The 14004-nt window shown below is 71.1% G+C and carries 14 protein-coding genes; 9 read left to right on the forward strand and 5 right to left on the reverse strand.

The features are described 5' to 3' along the window. Nucleotides 1–54: 54 nt before the first annotated feature. Nucleotides 55–501 carry a sterol carrier family protein gene (locus tag BM085_RS36515; RefSeq protein ID WP_245789911.1) on the forward strand — a complete coding sequence of 149 codons (447 nt, stop codon included), beginning with the start codon at nucleotides 55–57 and terminating at the stop codon, nucleotides 499–501. 250 nt (nucleotides 502–751) lie between these two features. Here BM085_RS36515 and BM085_RS36520 read toward each other — a convergent pair whose 3' ends face one another. Then, a complete protein-coding gene (locus BM085_RS36520; RefSeq protein ID WP_093891346.1) occupies nucleotides 752–1972 on the reverse strand; it encodes a DUF4190 domain-containing protein in 1221 nt (406 codons plus the stop codon). 572 nt (nucleotides 1973–2544) lie between these two features. Between BM085_RS36520 and purF the strand changes: the two genes are divergently transcribed. Both purF and purM read left to right on the forward strand, forming a co-directional pair. Next, a complete protein-coding gene (gene purF, locus BM085_RS36525) occupies nucleotides 2545–3981 on the forward strand; it encodes an amidophosphoribosyltransferase (protein WP_093891347.1) in 1437 nt (478 codons plus the stop codon). A 100-nt stretch (nucleotides 3982–4081) separates the two neighbouring features. Next, a complete protein-coding gene (gene purM, locus BM085_RS36530; RefSeq protein ID WP_093891348.1) occupies nucleotides 4082–5107 on the forward strand; it encodes a phosphoribosylformylglycinamidine cyclo-ligase in 1026 nt (341 codons plus the stop codon). Between the two features lie 356 nt (nucleotides 5108–5463). Here purM and BM085_RS36535 read toward each other — a convergent pair whose 3' ends face one another. Both BM085_RS36535 and BM085_RS36540 read right to left on the reverse strand, forming a co-directional pair. Continuing rightward, on the reverse strand, nucleotides 5464–5697 hold the full coding sequence (locus tag BM085_RS36535) for a DUF3073 domain-containing protein (protein ID WP_031157741.1): 234 nt from the start codon (nucleotides 5695–5697) through the stop codon (nucleotides 5464–5466). A 150-nt stretch (nucleotides 5698–5847) separates the two neighbouring features. Beyond that, on the reverse strand, nucleotides 5848–6951 hold the full coding sequence (locus BM085_RS36540; RefSeq protein ID WP_177245455.1) for a Leu/Phe/Val dehydrogenase: 1104 nt from the start codon (nucleotides 6949–6951) through the stop codon (nucleotides 5848–5850). Between the two features lie 222 nt (nucleotides 6952–7173). Between BM085_RS36540 and BM085_RS36545 the strand changes: the two genes are divergently transcribed. Then, on the forward strand, nucleotides 7174–8031 hold the full coding sequence (locus tag BM085_RS36545; protein WP_093891349.1) for a DUF8083 family protein: 858 nt from the start codon (nucleotides 7174–7176) through the stop codon (nucleotides 8029–8031). A 319-nt stretch (nucleotides 8032–8350) separates the two neighbouring features. Next, on the forward strand, nucleotides 8351–8554 hold the full coding sequence (gene bldC, locus BM085_RS36550) for a developmental transcriptional regulator BldC (RefSeq protein ID WP_012895355.1): 204 nt from the start codon (nucleotides 8351–8353) through the stop codon (nucleotides 8552–8554). A gap of 156 nt (nucleotides 8555–8710) precedes the next feature. Here the strand turns inward: bldC and BM085_RS36555 are convergent, their stop codons facing one another. Beyond that, nucleotides 8711–9400, reverse strand: coding sequence for a TetR/AcrR family transcriptional regulator (locus tag BM085_RS36555; protein WP_093891350.1), 690 nt, complete (start codon nucleotides 9398–9400; stop codon nucleotides 8711–8713). Between the two features lie 136 nt (nucleotides 9401–9536). Here BM085_RS36555 and BM085_RS36560 point away from each other — a divergent pair, with 136 nt between their 5' ends. From BM085_RS36560 to BM085_RS36575, 4 genes are all read left to right on the forward strand, one after another. Further along, nucleotides 9537–10622 carry a LacI family DNA-binding transcriptional regulator gene (locus BM085_RS36560; RefSeq protein ID WP_093891351.1) on the forward strand — a complete coding sequence of 362 codons (1086 nt, stop codon included), beginning with the start codon at nucleotides 9537–9539 and terminating at the stop codon, nucleotides 10620–10622. Nucleotides 10623–10743: 121 nt separating this feature from the next. Continuing rightward, a complete protein-coding gene (locus BM085_RS36565) occupies nucleotides 10744–10992 on the forward strand; it encodes a hypothetical protein (protein WP_012895358.1) in 249 nt (82 codons plus the stop codon). Nucleotides 10993–11056: 64 nt separating this feature from the next. Then, nucleotides 11057–11914 carry an N-acetylmuramoyl-L-alanine amidase gene (locus BM085_RS36570; protein WP_245789912.1) on the forward strand — a complete coding sequence of 286 codons (858 nt, stop codon included), beginning with the start codon at nucleotides 11057–11059 and terminating at the stop codon, nucleotides 11912–11914. Nucleotides 11915–11949: 35 nt separating this feature from the next. Next, nucleotides 11950–13587, forward strand: coding sequence for a beta-N-acetylhexosaminidase (locus BM085_RS36575; protein ID WP_093891352.1), 1638 nt, complete (start codon nucleotides 11950–11952; stop codon nucleotides 13585–13587). A 205-nt stretch (nucleotides 13588–13792) separates the two neighbouring features. On the opposite strand, the gene BM085_RS36580 is transcribed toward BM085_RS36575, so the two are convergent. Next, entirely contained in the window at nucleotides 13793–13996 is a 204-nt protein-coding gene (locus tag BM085_RS36580) for a heavy-metal-associated domain-containing protein (RefSeq protein ID WP_093891353.1), read from the reverse strand. Nucleotides 13997–14004 lie beyond the last annotated feature (8 nt).

Below are 14004 nucleotides of genomic sequence, written 5' to 3' on the forward strand. Positions count from 1 at the left end.
ATGATGAACCATTTGTCGTAATCGATTGGCATGCCGACCGGGCATGATGGGTCCGTGCCACCTCACAGACCCGACCCCGCCAAGGTCCGCGCCGCGCTGGACGCCCAGCTGATCGCACTCGACGAACCGTCCTACGACGGGCCCGGCGACCTTCCGGCGCTGCTGGCGGCGTGCGTGCCGGTGGTGCTGCGGGCCTACGGACGGCAGATCAAGCCGGAGCGGGAGATCGCGCGCTTCGCCGTACGGCACCTGCTGGACCGGCTGGCGACCGCGGCTCCCGGGCGGACCGTCGAGGTGCGCGTCCCCCCGTACGCGGCGGTGCAGTGCGTGGAGGGGCCCCGGCACACCCGGGGCACCCCGCCCAACGTGGTGGAGACCGACGCGCGGACCTGGCTGGAGCTGGCCACGGGACGGCTGGCGTGGGCCGAGGCGGTGGCGGCCGGAAAGGTCTCCGCGAGCGGGGCCCGGGCCGACCTGTCGGATTACCTGCCGGTTCGGTAAACGCCGGGCCCGGTGTCCGGCGATCCGGGCCCGGTGTCCGGCGATCCGTCCACGGGACCGCCCGTCGGTGCCACGGGCCGGCCCCGGAGCCAGGTGTGGCTCCGGGGCCGAATGTGACTCCGAGGCCAGGTGTGGCTCCGGGGCCGGGTATGACTTCAGCCGGGTGCGACCCTCGGTGCGCTCCCGGAGCCGGGTGCGATCCCGGGCGCGGTCCCGGAACCGGGTGCCGCCCCAGGGGCGTTCCACACGGTCACGGCGTGAACTGGCCGCCGAACTTCTCCTGGATGCAGCGCTGCTGGAACTCGGGCGGCAGGTTCAGGCAGTCGCCGACCTTGCTGTAGAACCAGCTGAGCACCACCACGGCGATGATCAGTGTCAGGACGCTCAGGGCGATGCCCACCCAGGCGCGGCCGCGGTTGGAGTTCTTGACGACCGCGGCGATGCCGATGATCAGGCCGACGATGGCCGTCAGCGCCCCCAGACCGCACACGACGAGCAGGAAGAGGCTCACGATGCCGAGCACGAGCGCGGCGGTGCCGAGTCCCCCGCCCTGCTGGCGCGACCGGTCGTCACCCGGATAGGCCGGGTACGGCGGGCCGCCCGGATAGCCGGGACCTCCCGGATAGGCGCCTCCCGGCGGCGCCGCCTGGTACGGCTGGCCCGACGGGTAGGACAGGCCGCCCTGCGGCGGGCCCTCGGACGGGTAGGACGGACCGCCGGCCGGTGGGGCGTACGGCGGCTGCCGCGACGGATCATCCGGCCGGCCCGCCTGGGCGCCGGTGGAGGGCGCGGTTCCGTAGGGACCCATACCGGAGATGTTCTCCGTCGGAGCCTCGTCGCCCGGCCCGCGGCGGGCCTCTGGGGTGGCCTCGCCGTACGGACCCGAGGGACCTCCGGGCGGAGTCGCCGGGCCGCCGTACGGGGCCGCGGGGCCGCCGTACGGGGCGCCCGGTCTCGGCGAGTCCGCGGGGAAGCCACCGGCGGGCTGCCCGGATGGCCCGGCTGGCCCGGCCTGCTCGGATAGCTCGGGCTGCTCGGACGGCTCGGGCTGCCCGAACTGTCCGGACGGCCCAGCCTGCCCAGGCTGCTCAGGTGGCCCGGCCTGCTCGGATGGCCTGCCCTGCTCGGATGACCTGGCCTGCTCAGGCTCCTCAGGCTGCCCGGCCTGCTCGGGTTGCCCGGCCTGCTCGGGCTGCCGGTGCGAGGCCGCGGGGAAGCCCTCGGGGGACGTCGGCGGATCGTAGCGCGAGGGCTGGGCGGCGCTGGGCGGCACGTCCGTGCCGTCCCTGTCGTCCCGGCCGCCCGAGGCCGGTGACTCCGAGGCGCTCTCCCAGCCCGGGTAGGCAGGTGTGCCACCCGGGATCGGGTAGGAGGGCGTGGTCCCGGCGGCCGGAGTGGCCGGCGACTCGAAAACGTCGGTGGTGCCCGGATCCGCCTGGACCGGCCTGGGGACCTCCGGCGCGGTGGGCACATCCGGATGCTCCGGCAGCGACGGCTCCTCAGGCGTGGAGGTCGGCGGCCATCCCGGAGTCTCACCGGGGCCGACAGGCTCGGGCGACCCCGGCGCGGGCTCTTCGGGCTCGGACGGCCGCACGGAAGGCTCGGAAGGGGGTTCGGGGGACTGACCGGACCGGCCGGTCGGAGGGACGGGCTCGGACGACGAGCGCAGAGGGTCGGCGGGATCGGGCGCCGACCACGTGGAAGGGTCCTCCGGGCGGAAAACCGTGGAGTCGGAGTCGTCCGGTTCGCCCGGAACGGCCGCCTCTTCGGAGACGCCAGAGGACTGCTCCGGGCCCGCCCCCTCCCGCTCGGATCGCCGGTCCCGCGACTCGCGCCGCGGGTCAGGCTGGTTGGGATCCTCAGGTGTTGTCACGTCTGTTCTCCCGACGCGTAGGCATGCCGGATACCTCACACTCCCCTGCCTGTTTGCGATGAAACAGACCGACACGGCAAAACCCCGACGATTGTTCCGTCAAAGTGGGACATCGGGCAGACCTGCCCCCGGGGTGCGAGCAACGAAGAGTCCGACCTAGACTGAAGCATGTGCTGAAGGGCGACGGCCATCTGAGCCATGACCTTGACCCCCAGGACCGACCCCCGAAGGACGCATGTGGCGTCTTCGGCGTCTGGGCCCCTGGGGAAGAAGTCTCCAAACTCACCTACTACGGGCTGTACGCGCTGCAGCACCGCGGGCAGGAATCCGCGGGCATCGCAGTCAGCGAGGGCAGCCGGATCCTCGTCTACAAGGACATGGGCCTGGTGTCCCAGGTCTTCGACGAGTCGGTGCTCGGGACCCTCCGCGGCCACCTGGCCATCGGTCACTGCCGCTACTCGACCACCGGGTCGAGCGTCTGGGAGAACGCCCAGCCGACGCTGAGCTCGACCGAGGAGGGTGGGCTCGCGCTCGCCCACAACGGGAATCTGATCAACACCCCGGAGCTGGCCCGGCGTCTCGCTCCGGGTTCGACGAGGGCGACCACCGACACCGAGGTGCTGACGTCGCTGCTGGCCCAGGACCGCAGCCAGCCCATCGACGACGCGGCCGCCGAGCTCCTGCCCCAGGTCAAGGGCGCGTACTCGCTCGTGTTCATGGACGAGACGACGCTGTACGCGGCCCGTGACCCGCAGGGCATCCGCCCGCTGGTGCTGGGCCGGCTGGAGCGCGGCTGGGTCGTCGCGTCCGAGACCGCCGCCCTGGACATCGTGGGCGCCATCTTCGTCCGCGAGATCGAGCCCGGTGAGCTGATCACCATCGACGAGCGCGGCGTGCGGTCCCGCAGGTTCGCGCTGGCTGAGCCCAAGGGCTGCCTGTTCGAATACGTCTACCTGGCCCGCCCCGACACCACGATCGCCGGGCGCGGCGTGCAGACCACCCGCGTCGAAGTCGGCCGCGTGCTGGCCCGCGAGCACCCGGTCGACGCCGACCTGGTCATCCCGACGCCCGAGTCGGGCACCCCCGCCGCCGTCGGCTACGCCGAGGAGAGCGGGATCCCGTACGGCCAGGGCCTGGTCAAGAACTCCTACGTCGGCCGGACCTTCATCCAGCCGTCGCAGACGATCCGCCAGCTCGGCATCCGGCTCAAGCTCAACCCGCTGAAGGAAGTCGTCGCGGGCAAGCGTTTGGTCGTCGTGGACGACTCGATCGTGCGCGGCAACACCCAGCGGGCGATCGTCAAGATGCTGCGCGAGGCCGGTGCGCGGGAGGTCCACGTCCGGATCTCCTCCCCCCCGGTCTCCTGGCCGTGCTTCTACGGCATCGACTTCGCCACCCGGGCCGAGCTGATCGCCGGTTCGCTGAGCGTGGAGGAGATCCGCGCCTCTCTCGGGGCCGACTCCCTCGGCTACATCTCGCTGGAGGGCCTGACCCAGGCCACCACGATCCCCGCCGAGCGGCTCTGCCGCGCCTGCTTCGACGGCGTTTACCCGATCGCCATCGACCGCGACAACGTGGGCAAGTACGTCCTGGAGGCCAAGCTTTGAGCCGCCGCGGCACGGAGACCACGGGGCCGGCCAGGGAGGCCGCGCTCGGGCGGGCCGACAAGCACAGCACCTCGGTCGTGCGACCGAGGGAGGGGGACGCATGACCAGCTACGCCGCTGCCGGTGTGGACATCGACGCGGGCGAGCGCGCCGTCGAGCTGATGAAGTCGAAGGTCGCGCGGTCACGACGGCCCGAGGTGGTGGACGACGCCAGCGGCTTCGCCGGTCTCTTCGACGCCTCGGCCCTGCTGAGCTACCGCCGTCCGCTGCTGACCACCTCGACCGACGGCGTGGGCACCAAGGTCATGCTGGCGCAGATCCTGGACAAGCACGACACGATCGGCATCGACCTGGTCGGCATGGTCGTGGACGACCTGGTGGTCTGCGGCGCCGAGCCGCTGTTCATGACCGACTACATCGCCTGCGGAAAGGTCGTCCCCGAGCGGATCGCCGAGATCGTGGGCGGCGTCGCCGAGGGCTGCCGCCTGGCGGGCTGCGCCCTGATCGGCGGCGAGACGGCCGAGCACCCCGGGGCCATGGGCGCCGGCGAGTACGACCTCGCGGGCGCCGCCACCGGCGTGGTGGAGGCCGACAGGATGCTCGGCCGGGACCGGGTGCGCGAGGGCGACGTGGTGCTGGCGCTGGCCTCCTCCGGCGTGCACTCCAACGGCTACTCGCTGGTCCGGCACATCATCAAGCTCGCCGGGCTCTCCCTGGAGGCCGAGCTCGCCGAGCTCGGCCGGACCCTGGGCGAGGAGCTGCTGGAGCCGACCAGGATCTACTCCCTGGACTGCCTGGAGCTGGCCCGCTCGATCGACGTCCACGCGTACGCGCACATCACCGGCGGCGGTCTGGAGGGCAACCTGTCCCGCTCCCTGCCGCCGGAGCTGGACGCGCTGCTGGACCGTTCGTCGTGGACCCCGCCCGCCGTCTTCGAGGTGCTCGCAGGGCACGGCAAGGTCGCCCAGGCCGACATGGACCGCACCTTCAACCTGGGTGTGGGCATGGCGGCGATCGTCCCCGCCGACGCCGTCGACCCGGCCCTGGCCCTGCTCAAGGAGCGGGGCCTCCCGGCCTGGGTGCTCGGCGAGGTCGTCCCCGGCACCGGCCGGGCACATTACCGCTAGCCCGGCGACCCGATGCCAGAAGGGCGCCGGCCGTCACCGGCCGGCGCCCCACACCGCAGCTGGGGACCACCTGGTACGGCACGGCCGTCCATCGGCCTCGGCGCACGCGGAAACACCGGCGCCCCGCCGTACCCGCGAAGGCCGCCGGATCGGGGACGGAGACGACGGCTCCCCGCCGGCGCACCCCGCGCGCGGAAACACCGGTGCACCGCCGTACCTGTGGAAACCGTTGTCAGGGGCGGACATGCCGAACAGCGCCCCGGATCACCGGGGCGCTGTCACGGGCTGACGCGCAAGGAGAAAACACCCGGTGGTCTTCGACCACCGGGTGCCTGCTCACACAACCTGAAGCTCGCCTAGCGGCGACCGGGCGACCCTTCGTCCCGGTCGTCTCCGGAGCCGAAGTCATCGGCGTAATCGGCATACCGATCCGCCAGTTCATCGTAGGAGTCGTCGGCGTCGTCATTGTGGTTGGAGTCGTCTCTGACTCCGAGCTCGTCGCGAAGACGCTCAAGATCAGTGCCACCGCTGTTGTACTTCAGCTGGCGAGCAACCTTGACCTGCTTGGCCTTTGCTCGGCCGCGCCCCATTGGCTCGACCCCCTCGTGTGGGGTCGTGCCCGACCCCTCGTCGCTAACGCACCACGCACTGACGCCACCTGACTTGAGGCGTCAGCTCTCGTTCGACTACAACCGTACCTGTTTTACGCCCGGCTCGGTACGCCGTATGGGCGTGAGGGACTAGTGGCCTAGCCAAATGCCCCTAATTCGCCCGACTTCCGACATTCTGCGTTCGGCTAGCCTATCGGCTGCGACCGCCGGGGGAACGCCATCCTCTGCCGCCGCGGCAAAAATCTTGAGAGTCGTGTCGTAGATCTGGGTCGCCTTTGCTCGGGCTCTGTCCATGTTGAAACCGTGGATCTCGTCCGCGACCTGGATGACTCCGCCGGAGTTGACCACGTAGTCGGGCGCGTAGAGGATGCCGCGGTCGGCGAGCTCCTTCTCCACTCCCGGGTGGGCCAGCTGGTTGTTGGCCCCGCCGCAGACGATCGTGGCGCGCAGCCGGGCGACCGTGTCGTCGTCCAGCGCCCCGCCGAGCGCGCAGGGCGCGTAGACGTCGATGTCGGCCCCGGTGAGCTCCAGCCGGTCGGCGACGACCTCGACCTGGGGGTGGCGCCGCCGGACCCGCTCGACCGCCTGCTCGCTGACGTCGCAGAGCACCACCTCGGCGCCGTCCTCGACGAGGTGGTCGATCAGGCGGTGACCCACCTTGCCCACCCCCTCGACGCCGACCCGCCGGCCGCGCAGCGACGGCGCGCCGTAGGTGTGCTCGGCCGCGGCCCGCATGCCCTGGAACACGCCGTAGGCGGTCAGGATCGAGGAGTCGCCGGCTCCGCCGTTGGCCACCGTGCGGCCGGTCACGTAGGAGCTCTCGCGGGCCACGATGTCCATGTCCTCGCTGTAGGTGCCCACGTCGCACGCCGTGAAGTAGCGGCCCCCCAGGGACTGCACGAACCGGCCGTAGGCGCGCAGCAGCGCCTCGCTCTTGCCGGTCGCCGGATCGCCGATGATGACGGCCTTGCCGCCGCCGAGGTCGAGTCCGGCCAGGGCGTTCTTGTAGGCCATCGCCCGCGAGAGGTTGAGCACGTCGGCCAGTGCGGCCTGCTCGTTCTCGTAGGGGTAGAACCTGGTGCCCCCGAGGCTCGGGCCGAGGGCGGTGTTGTAGATCGCGATGATCGCGTGGAGGCCGCTGCGCTCGTCGGAGCAGAAGATGACCTGCTCGTGCTTGGCTTGGCCGCTTGCGGGGCTGGTGTCCTTGTGGGACAGCCCGAAGACGTCGGTCACGGTGGTGACTCCCGGTCGTTCAGGTCCGCCGCTCCGTCGCGGCGGAGATCACTCTCAGCGTAACCAGAACTCGGGGTGGAACGACGGGGGGAACGGCTCGGTCTCACTGACCGAGACGCGACAGGTGACGCCACCTCGGTACTCGGGACGCGACAAGCGACGCCACGGCCCACACAGGGTCGATACCGGACAACAGCAGGTCCTTCGTGACACGATGCGGTCGTGCTGCCCTATGCCGCGTACCTCCGTGTCTATGAACCACTGGCCGCGTTCACCCCGTCGGAACGCGTCTCGTGGGCCGCCTACGCCGAGGCGACCGACCGGCCCCGCCGCGCGAGCGCGCTCCACGCCGAGCACGGCGAGGCGGTCCTCCGCCTCCTGGGGGTTCCGCCCACCCCCGCGCCCGCCCAGGAGAGCCCCAACGCCTATCTCAGACGCGTGGAGGACGTGCTCTACGTCTGCCCCTGGCAGAGCAGGCTGCGGTCGTGGCTGGCCTTCTCGCGCTTCCGCGGGGCGACGCCGGTGAGGTTGATGGAGCGGTTCGTGCCGGTCTCCGTCGCGGAGCAGACGGCCGACGACTTCGACAGGTTCAAGCGCCGCAGCGACTCGGCCGCCCTGCGCACCCACATCCGGACCTCGACCTGGCACGTTCCCACGTCCTGGTTCGTGCCCTTCGACGGCAACGAGCGCTGGCTGGTCCTCGACGGGCAGCGGGGGCCCGGGGGCACGACCACCACCCGTAACCTCATCTACGTCACCTCCATGGCCCACGCCCGGCGCCGCAGCGCCCGCGCCCTGCAGATCATCCGCAGGCAGGTCGGCGAGGTGGCGGTGACCGCCGAGGTCGAGGAGGTGGCACGCTGGCTGGAGGAGTTCCACCCGCACTCGCTGGTTGAGCTCGACTACGGCGGCATCGTCCATCTCATGGACGCCGAGAAACTCCAGGCCGACCAGTCCGCGGCGGAGCTCGCGGCCGCTCTCACCGGTCTGGAAACCGGCGAGGAAGAGTTGGCCTTCGCCATGTACCAGCGGGTGATTCTCCGTTGGCGATCAATACAACTTCTCGAATCAGCAAACTGAGTCGCAAATCATCCCTCTGACCTGCATAAGTAGTTCGGTCGATGACCGGCGACACGTCTACGAACTGAGTAGTTTGCCGTTTTCACTGCGATACCACGAAACGTGTCGCTAGAATCACCGAGCGTGACAACAACAGGTACACAAGAGAGATGAGCCACTCAAAGGCTCGCCAATCGCTCTACGTGGCTGTATGGTCACATCGGGTGATGCCGCATATGGCCCGAACAGCCGCACGCAAGGGGCCATAGGGGGACATCCGTGACAAGCGTCAAGTCGCAGGATCGCTGTCGCCGGTCCACATGGAGGAGAGGCCGCACAAATGTCAGCTCGTACACCCGAGGCAGAGCCGCTGCTCACCCCGGCGGAGGTCGCAACCATGTTCCGCGTCGATCCCAAGACCGTTACACGGTGGGCGAAGGCCGGCAAGTTGACGTCCATCCGCACCCTGGGTGGGCACCGCCGCTACCGGGAGACCGAGGTTCGCGCGCTGCTCGCGGGGATTCCGCAGCAGCGCACCGAGTAAGACGGGGGCCGTCACGGACCTGGGGGGAACCACGTGTGCGCCCACCGCGTGAGCGCGTAGGCCACACGGGTTGTTTGTGGGGAGCGGCGTCGCCCGCCCGGCGCCGCCCCGGCATCGTCCCGTACGGCCCTCGCCGATCTTCCGCGACCCGGCCGGCTACGGTGCGTGTTCGCGGACCAGGCCCTCAAGGAGCTGCTCGACCTGCGGATCGTGAGCCGCGGCCACCCCGAGCAGCGCCACCATCTGATCGACCAGCATGCGTTCAAGCGCCGGGCGCTCGATGTCCCGGTGCTCCAGCCAGTCGAGACCGGCGGTCTCGACGGAGGCGATCCACGAACGCAGCGTGATCCGGAGCGCGGGCCCCGGCTCGTCGACCCGCATCTGTTTCATGATGAGACGGAACAGGCGGTGCCGGACGCTGTCGACGATCTCACCGATCTCGCCGCTGCGATTGGCGGGGCCGCCCTTGAGCAGCGCGGCGAAGCCGGCCGCGTGCTCCTCGACGAAGTCGAAGTAGCGCCTCAGCCCTCCGGCGAGGTCGTCGAGCGGGCGGCCGCCCTCGGGGGGCCGCAACCGCGCCTCCAGCTGGGCCGCGGCGCTCTTCAGCGCGGCGACGTAGAGCTCCTGCTTGCCGCCGAAGTAGTGGTAGACCAGGGCCCGTGACGCGCCCGCCGCCGAGGCCACGTCGTCGATGGAGACGTCTTCGGCGTCACGCGTGCTGAACAGCTCCAGAGCCGCCGCCATGAGCTCCTCGCGACGCCGGTCCACGCTGAGTCTGCGCCGCGCCGGTCGCGCGCCCTCCGCCGCAGGTTTGTCCTGCTTGGCGGCTCCGGATGTCGAACCCACAGTCCGCAGACTATCGGAGTCCATCTACGGCGGCGGCGGCGTCAAGATCGGAGTTCCCTTGGGCGGAAGCCGTACCCCATTCGGAACTCGATCGTTTTGAGTGACAGGTGCCCATCCACCATCCCGGGGGAGAGCCATGTCAGGACCGTCGGTCAACACCACCGTCACCCGAGCCCGTGGGTTCGCCGAGCCCGTCTCGCCGGACGGCTTCGGACCACGCCCACGGCCCACGATCCGCAACGTGGCCGAGCGGGCCGGTGTCTCCAAATCACTGGTCTCGCTTGTTCTGCGCGGCTCGCCGCACGTCAGCGAGCACCGCAGGCAAGCCGTGCTACAGGCGGCCAGAGAACTCGGCTACCGGCCCAACGCGGTCGCGCGCAGCCTGGTCGAAGGCCGCACCCACCTGGTCGGGGCGCTCGTCGCCGACCTGCACAACCCGTTCTACGCCGAGTTCCTCGACGGCCTGCAGGAGAGCCTGCACGGCGACGGGCTCCGGCTGCTCATCGGCAACAGCCAGTGGGATCCGGCGTTCGAGGACGAGGCGGTCGAGGCGTTCCTGGAACTGCGGGTGGACGGGCTCGTGCTGCTCGGCATCGCGCCCACCAGCGAGACGCTCATCGAGGCCACCGGCTACACGCCGACGGTCGTGGTGGGCGAACGCGACATCGACCTCGGCGGCGTGGACATCGTCGTGGACGACGACCAGCTCGGCGCCCGCCTGGCCATCGACCACCTCGTGGAGCTCGGTCACCGCCGGATCGCCCACATCGAGGGCACCCGTTCCTCATCCGGACGGTTCCGCTGCGAGGGCTACCTGGTCGCGATGCGCAGGCACGCGCTGGCGCCGTACATCATGGTCGAGCAGGGCGACTGCACCGAAGAGGGCGGCATGCTGGCCGCGCGGAGCCTGCTGACCCGCGACCCCCGGCCCACCGCGATCTTCGCCGCCAACGACGCGGTCGCCATCGGCGTGCTCGCCGCGGCGGCCGAGCTGGGCCTGCGGGTGCCCGAGGACCTCTCGGTGATCGGGTACGACAACACCCATCTCTCGGCGGCGCAGCCGATCTCGCTGACCACCGTCGACCAGCCCCGCAGGGCGATGGGCCGCTCGGCCGCGACGCTGCTCAGCGACCGGATCGGCGACCCGGGGAAGACCTCGCGCCTGCGCCAGGTCACCCCCGAGCTCGTCGTACGGCGCAGCACCGGCCCCGCCCAGGGGTAGGGGGCCGCCTGGAGCGTTACACCACGCCCAGGCGGCCCCTAGGACTCGTCAAAAACAGGTCAAGCATCGAAATGGCGGCGGAGCCCTGGTGTTGACTCAGATGTGACGAGAGGGGGTAACAATGCGTGATCCGGAACTGGTGTCCTGCGCCCAGCGCGCGGCTGCCGAGCTGGAGAGGGCGTGGGCGCACTGGCGCGCCACCCGGGGCCGGAACGGGGATGCCGGCGCCGAGTCCGTGGCGAGCTACGTGGCCCATTCGATCGACCATCCATGGGGACGTCCGCGAGTGGTCCTGGGCCTGGACGCCGAGGACGCCAGGGAACTCGCCTCACTCCTGCAGAAGCAGGAGACAGGGGAACACGTCTGGTGACTACGGCCGAGTCACGACGCCGGGCCGCGTAGGTTGGGTGGTTGACGGATTTCCTTCGAGGGGGATGAACGTGACCAGCAAAGCATTCGCGGCGGCCCTTGTCGTGTGCGGCCTGAGCGCCGCCGCCTGCGGCGGCACCGTCGGCGGCGCCACCGCGGGCTCGGCACGGAACGACAGCCCCGTTTCCCACACCGTGGCCCAGGCCACCAAGGCGGCGCCGCCCGCCACGGCCACTCCCCCGGCGGGCAAGAGTGCCCCGGCCCGGCCGCTGAGCGGCAAGGTCGTGGTCATCGACCCGGGTCACAACGGGCTCAACTACAAATACCCCTCGAAGATCAACAAGAAGGTCAACGTCCTGACCCAGTGGAAGGCCTGCGACACCACCGGCACCGCCACCGACAACGGTTACAGCGAGGCCGCCTTCACCTGGGACGTCTCCCAGCGCCTGGCCAAGATCCTCAAGGAGCGCGGCGCGACGGTGAAGCTGACCCGGTCCGACAACTCCAGTGTGGGCCCGTGCATCACCGAGCGGGCGGCGATCGGCAACAAGGCCAAGGCGGACGCGGCGATCTCGGTCCACGCCGACGGGGCGCCCGCCTCCGGGCACGGCTTCCATGTGATCATTCCGAAGAAGATCAACGGCCCGGTGGACCCGGTGGTGGACTCGTCCAGGAGGCTCGGCCTCGACGTCCGCGACTCCATCAAGTCGGTCGCCGGCCTGCCGTACTCCACCTACATCGGCAGCAAGGCCCTGAGCTTCCGCGACGACCTCGGCGGCCTGAACCTCTCCACGGTTCCCAAGATCTTCGTCGAGTCCGGCAACATGAGGAACCCGGGCGACGCGGCCAAGTTCCAGAACCCGGCGTTCCGCCAGAAGCTGGCGCTCTCCCTCGCCGACGGACTGCAGAAATACCTCAATTAATGCGTGGTCTAGTCCAATTTGGCATTATTTGAGGCATGACTGACCTCCTGCCACGTCCCGCCGTCTTTGTGGCTGCGGACGGCTCCTTCCCGCTCCCTCCCGGCACCCCCGTCTCCGGTCCCGCCGAGCTGGTGGACGGGGTACGGCTCGCGCTCGCCGTGCTGGATCCGCGGGCCGCGGAGGCCGGAGCGGTCGTGGTGGAGCGGGACGCGTCGCTGGACGCGGAGGCCTACACGCTGGAGGTGACGGCCACCGGCGTGCGGATCACGGCCGGAGCCCGCGCGGGGGCCTTCTACGCGGGCCAGACGCTGCGGCAGCTGCTCCCCCACGCGGCGTTCCGGACGGTCGCCCAGGCGGGCTGGACCGTTCCGTGCGGCCGGGTGGAGGACGCGCCCCGATTCTCCTGGCGCGGCGTCCACCTGGACGTGGCGCGGCACTTCATGCCCAAGCGCGAGGTGCTGCGGATGGTCGATCTCATGGCGGCGCACAAGCTGAACCGGCTCCACCTCCACCTGGTGGACGACCAGGGATGGCGGGTCGAGAGCCGGGTCGCCCCCAGGCTGCACGAGGTGGCCTCGCACCGGCCGCGCACGATCACCAGCCACCACAGGGACGCCCCGGCCTACGACGAGGTGCCGCACGGCGGCTACTACACGCTGGACGACCTCGCGGAGATCGCCGCCTACGCCCGGGCCAGGGCCGTGACCGTCGTGCCCGAGATCGACGTGCCGGGACACGCCTCGGCGATCCTCGCGGCCTACCCCTCGCTTGACGCGCGGGCCACCGGCGGCCGGGAGCCCGAACCCTTCCCCGTGCTGGACCGGTGGGGCATCTCCCCCGCGATCCTGTCCCCGCTCCCCCCGACGATCGACTTCCTGATCTCGGTGATCGACGAGATCCTCGGCGCGCTGGGCGAGACTCCCTACGTGCACCTCGGCGGGGACGAGTGTGTGCTCGACGACTGGGCCGCCTCGGCGGAGATCGTCGCGTTCCGGGAGGAGCTCGGCCTGGAGAGCCTGAGCGACCTGCACGCCTGGTTCCTGCGCAGGCTGGCGGACCTGCTGGCTGAGCGGGGCAGCCGGGCGGTCGTCTGGGACGAGGCGTTCGTCAGCGGCATGCTGCGGCCCGACACGATCGTGATGCCGTGGCGCGGGCCGGGGGTGGCCCGGCGCGCCGCCGAGGCCGGGCACGACGTGGTGCAGACGCCGGTCTTCCCGCTGTACTTCGACTACGCCGAGACCTCCTCGGCGGAGGAGCCGCTCGCCATCGGCGACGCGATCACCGTGTCGGACGTCGCGGCCTTCGTCCCCGCGCCGGAGTCGTGGACGGCCGAGCAGCGGGAGCACGTGCTCGGGGCGCAGTTCCAGCTGTGGAGCGAGCGCCTGCCGGACGGCCGGGCGGTGGACTACCGGGCCTGGCCGCGAGGCTGCGCGCTGGCCGAGGTCGCCTGGTCCGGCTCGGCCGGCTCCGGGTTCGGGGAGCGGCTCGAAGGGCACCTGGGCCGCCTGGACGCTCTGGGGGTCGAGTATCGCCCGCCGGCCGGCCCGCACCCCTGGCAGCTCGGCGGCACCGGCCACCGCCGCCACCGTCCGGGGGTCGTCAAGGTGGACGAGGTCATGAGGCGCCTGGAGGAGATGACCCACCTCGCCGACTCCACCCGGCCGAGCATGTGAGCCCCGCAGGCCCACCAGGGGTTGACGGGCCTGCGGGGAGCAGCCGCCCGGGTTCACGGGCCCGTGCGGCGCGGGGTCGTGCGGCGCGGGGCCGTGCGGCGCGGGGCCGTGCGGCGCGGGGCCGTACGGCGCGGGGCCGCACGGCGCGGGGCCGCACGGCGCGGGGCCGTGCAGCGCGGTGAGCGTACGGCGCGGGGTCGTGCGGTCAGGCGGCCACCTCGTAGCCGGCTTCCGCGATGGCGGCGCGGACGGCGGCGTCGTCGAGGGAGTCGCCCGAGACGTCCACCCGGCCGCTCTGCAGGTCGACGTCGACCCCGGTGACGCCGGGGACCTCGCCGACCTCTTCCTTGACCGAGCTCACACAGTGGCCGCAGGTCATACCGGTGACGGTATATGTGGTCACGCTCATCGCGCCTC

It is taken from the genome of Streptosporangium canum (genome assembly GCF_900113865.1).
GTDB lineage: Bacteria > Actinomycetota > Actinomycetes > Streptosporangiales > Streptosporangiaceae > Streptosporangium > Streptosporangium canum.

Coding starts and splice junctions, on each gene's coding strand:
- purM (WP_093891348.1), top strand. CDS start 4,082: ATGACCAGCTACGCCGCTGCCGGTGTGGACATCGACGCGGGCGAGCGC.
- BM085_RS36535 (WP_031157741.1), bottom strand. CDS start 5,697: ATGGGGCGCGGCCGAGCAAAGGCCAAGCAGGTCAAGGTTGCTCGCCAG.
- bldC (WP_012895355.1), top strand. CDS start 8,351: ATGTCAGCTCGTACACCCGAGGCAGAGCCGCTGCTCACCCCGGCGGAG.
- BM085_RS36560 (WP_093891351.1), top strand. CDS start 9,537: ATGTCAGGACCGTCGGTCAACACCACCGTCACCCGAGCCCGTGGGTTC.
- BM085_RS36565 (WP_012895358.1), top strand. CDS start 10,744: ATGCGTGATCCGGAACTGGTGTCCTGCGCCCAGCGCGCGGCTGCCGAG.
- BM085_RS36570 (WP_245789912.1), top strand. CDS start 11,057: ATGAACGTGACCAGCAAAGCATTCGCGGCGGCCCTTGTCGTGTGCGGC.
- BM085_RS36575 (WP_093891352.1), top strand. CDS start 11,950: ATGACTGACCTCCTGCCACGTCCCGCCGTCTTTGTGGCTGCGGACGGC.
- BM085_RS36580 (WP_093891353.1), bottom strand. CDS start 13,996: ATGAGCGTGACCACATATACCGTCACCGGTATGACCTGCGGCCACTGT.